6 protein-coding genes and 1 pseudogene are annotated in these 3069 nt (G+C 70.3%); all 7 read right to left on the reverse strand.

What is annotated here, in order from left to right; translation table 11 throughout:
- Positions 1 to 241: 241 nt before the first annotated feature.
- The gene (locus tag ACWCPW_RS51750; protein WP_449768643.1) at positions 242 to 607 is read right to left on the reverse strand and encodes a hypothetical protein; all 366 of its coding nucleotides are present in this window, start codon (positions 605 to 607) and stop codon (positions 242 to 244) included.
- Positions 604 to 984: a hypothetical protein gene (locus ACWCPW_RS51755; protein WP_449768644.1), complete on the reverse strand. Its 381-nt coding sequence runs from the start codon at positions 982 to 984 to the stop codon at positions 604 to 606. The genes ACWCPW_RS51750 and ACWCPW_RS51755 overlap by 4 nt, the downstream gene beginning before the upstream one ends.
- An 85-nt stretch (positions 985 to 1069) precedes the next feature.
- Positions 1070 to 1585, reverse strand: coding sequence for a hypothetical protein (locus tag ACWCPW_RS51760; RefSeq protein WP_449768645.1), 516 nt, complete (start codon positions 1583 to 1585; stop codon positions 1070 to 1072).
- Between the two features lie 76 nt (positions 1586 to 1661).
- Entirely contained in the window at positions 1662 to 2084 is a 423-nt protein-coding gene (locus ACWCPW_RS51765; RefSeq protein WP_449768646.1) for a hypothetical protein, read from the reverse strand.
- Complete coding sequence (locus tag ACWCPW_RS51770) at positions 2081 to 2365, reverse strand: hypothetical protein (protein ID WP_449768647.1); 285 nt, start codon at positions 2363 to 2365, stop codon at positions 2081 to 2083. The genes ACWCPW_RS51765 and ACWCPW_RS51770 overlap by 4 nt, the downstream gene beginning before the upstream one ends.
- Positions 2366 to 2377: 12 nt before the next feature.
- Positions 2378 to 2728 carry a hypothetical protein gene (locus ACWCPW_RS51775; RefSeq protein WP_449768648.1) on the reverse strand — a complete coding sequence of 117 codons (351 nt, stop codon included), beginning with the start codon at positions 2726 to 2728 and terminating at the stop codon, positions 2378 to 2380.
- Positions 2725 to 3069, reverse strand: a pseudogene (locus ACWCPW_RS51780) (mobile element protein); the annotation flags it as partial. The pseudogene ACWCPW_RS51780 and the gene ACWCPW_RS51775, both read right to left, overlap by 4 nt.

Here is a 3069-nt window from a genome sequence, read left to right on the forward strand (position 1 = left end):
TGCCAGTTGGCCTGCATGAGAATGTCGTGCAGGTCGGCGAGCTGGGAGTTCGTCAGCCCCCACAGGGTGTCGGGTCCGTCGATGGCGATCCGCGTTGCCGAGTCCGGCCGCAGCCCGCGCACCAGGACCCGCGCGCGGCGCCACGTGAGCTGCGAGCCGCCGCCGCCGGGACGCCACAGGTCCCGCAGGTCGATGCGGTACTCGCGCTGGAAGTCGGCCTCGATGGCCTCCCCGTGCTCCCTCAGGAGTCGGCGGAGGCCTCCGATTCCCCCTCGCCGTGCCCACAGTGCTGCTGGTAGGCGTTGAACAGGGGCCGCAGTTTGTACTGCTTCAGGCCCAGCTTTCGGAACTCGGCGAAGCGGTCGTCTCCGAGAGCCGCCTTGAAGATGCCCACCATCGCGCCGAGGTCCCCGCCGTCGGCGAGTTCCATGAGGTTCCACACATCCAAGTCCTGGGCGTGCGCGAACTCCCAGCGCTGGCTGTGGTAGTTCACGCGGAACGGCGTCAGCTCGACCTCGGCCTCGACCGCGTCCAGGTTGAAGTCGAACGGCTTGTCGTCCCGGGGGGCTACGCGCCTGGGGGCGGGTGACTTCTTCGGGGTGCTCATGCGCGGTTCTCCTGCTGTGGGGTCTCGGTCTCGGCGTCGATACGGACGAGTTCGGCGGGGATGGTGAGGCGGACGAAGCCGGAGCCGTCGGCCCGGACCTCGACACTTACGGCGTCGTCGGTGATGACCCAGGGGAAGGGCTTGCCGTCGACCAGGGGGCCGCGGCCGGGGCGGACGGTGACGACCTTGGCGATGCGGGGCCCGCTGGTGTGCTGTTGGGCGCGTTGGTCGGCGGCCAGGCTCGCGGCAGCCTTGGCGCGCACGGCCGCAGGCAGGACCATCCCGCCGCCCCAAGTGCGGAGTTCCGCCTCGGGCATCAGGCCGAGATGAACGGCTCGTTCGTGTAGTTCCTCGTCGGTGAAGCTCAGGGAAGCCATGCGCGGTTCTCCCTCGATGGCGGCGCGGTTGCGGGACGGGACCGGGGCACGGCGAACCGCGCAAGGAAGACCGTGCCCCGGTCGATCAGGAGGTGCCCTGCAGGTCGAACAGGACGCCGGCGCCGGAGGGGAAGATCACGGCCTGGAACGCGAAGGACTCCAGGTCGGTCTCGTTCTGGGTCAGGTCGCCGGACAGGGAGATCTCGCCGTAGTTGTTGGTGATCGCCCGGCGGACCTTGTCACCCTCGCGCAACTCGAATGCGATCTTCTTCTTCGCGGGCTTGGGCACGATGATCTGCGAGGAGGACGACCCCGGCCACACCAGGCCGAACGTCGTCTCGTTGTCCTCCAGCGCCGTGAAGGACTTGGTGAGCTTGAAGTGCGAGCGACTGGTACGGACGAGGATCCCGCCCCAGGCGTAGATGTCGTTCGTGTCCTCGTCCCGGGTCTCCCCGAAACCGTCATCGCCGTTCAGGAGGCCCACGGCATCCCACGTGACGCCGAACGGGTCGTCGATGGTGGCGGGGTTGACGGCGTCGAGTTCGCCGACATACACGTCGGCGTCCGTCCACAGATTGGCGTTCAGCGGGTCGCCGGCCACGGCGTCCTCCTTGCATGTCGGGGTTGTCGGGGCGCGCGGTTACGGCGGCACACTGCCGCTCGTCATGGGGGGTGGATCAGGGAGCGAGGACCGTTGGACGCACATGCGCCCGCACGGTGAGCGTGGACAGATCCACGCCCGAGTTCGGGTCCGTCGCGGGCATCGGGCCGGTGAGGGGCTGCACGCCGCGGATGACGGGACCCGAGTGGACGAGGAGCAATCCCTGGCACAACTGGGCCAGGTCGTGGGCCTCGTCCGGCCCGGCGTGCCACACGGTGACGCGGATCGTCGTGCGGGCGTTCGCCAGGTGCTCGACCGTCTGGCCGTCCACGCGCACCAGGACGTAGGGCAGGTGGGGTGTCTCCGGGGAGCGGTCGCCCGGCACGCGCGTGCCGACCGCGACATCGTCCGCGTAGGGCTCGCCGCGCCCGGCCAGGGCGTCGCGCAGGACGGTCGCCGCGGCGGCCTGGGCGTCGGCGAAGACCACAAGCGGCTTCACCGGAACTGCTTCACTTCGAGGCCGACCCCCGCGGCGGCCCGGGTGAGGACGCCGTCGCGGGCCTGCCAGCCCATGGCCCTGGCGTCAGCGATCGCCACGGTCGCCGCCCCGCGGTCGGTCGTGTAGCGGCGGACCTCGACCGGCGCGTCGGCGGGCACGCTCGCCCGCACGCGCGTCGCGATCTCGTCGGCGACGCCGTCGACCAGGCGGCGGACGTCGTCGCCCCTGAGGATCTCCCTGATGCCCGCGTAGTCGAGACGGAACTCCCAGGACGGTGCCATCGGTTCCTCCTCTCAGCCCTGTGCTCGCTGCATGGTGAACTCGACGTGGTGGATCCCGCCGCCGATCGGGTCCTTCCAGCGGGCGACCTCGCCGACGACCTCCAGGGTCATGCCGTCCCACTCGATGCGGTCGGTCGCCAGGACGTCGGCGTCGGTGCCGGGCATCGTGTACACCCGCCATCCGGTGACGACGGCGTTGCGCGTCGGGTCGACGGTCTCGTTCTGGGTGTTCGGCTGCACCGACACTCGGGTGACGGTGTGCCGGGCGACCGCCCCGGCGGACCAGTCCGGGACGGTGTTCCCGCCGCGGTCGACTTTGGAGCCGGGTCGGACGACGGTGACCGACTCGTTAAAGATGATCAAGCGCGGTCACCCCTGTTGATCCGGTAGCGAGTGACGGCCTTTGTCCACTGCGACGTCACACCCACCGACGCCGCGGCGCCGTAGGTCACCGACTCGCCGCCGGCCTGCATCGACTGCACCCCGGGAAGGACCTCCGCGATGCTGCGGGCCTGGTCGATGACGACCTCCTGGATGCCCTCGGGGATCGGGTCGAATCCGTGGTCGTAGACCACCGTCACCGACCGGTAGCGACGCGGCCAGCCGCACCCGCCCAGCCGCTCGAGCATGCCGCCCGACGACCATTCGAAGTCCGTGCCCTCGACGAGCACGATCCCGGCGGCGGTCACCGACGTCACCGCCGT

This window comes from Embleya sp. NPDC001921 (assembly GCF_053594475.1).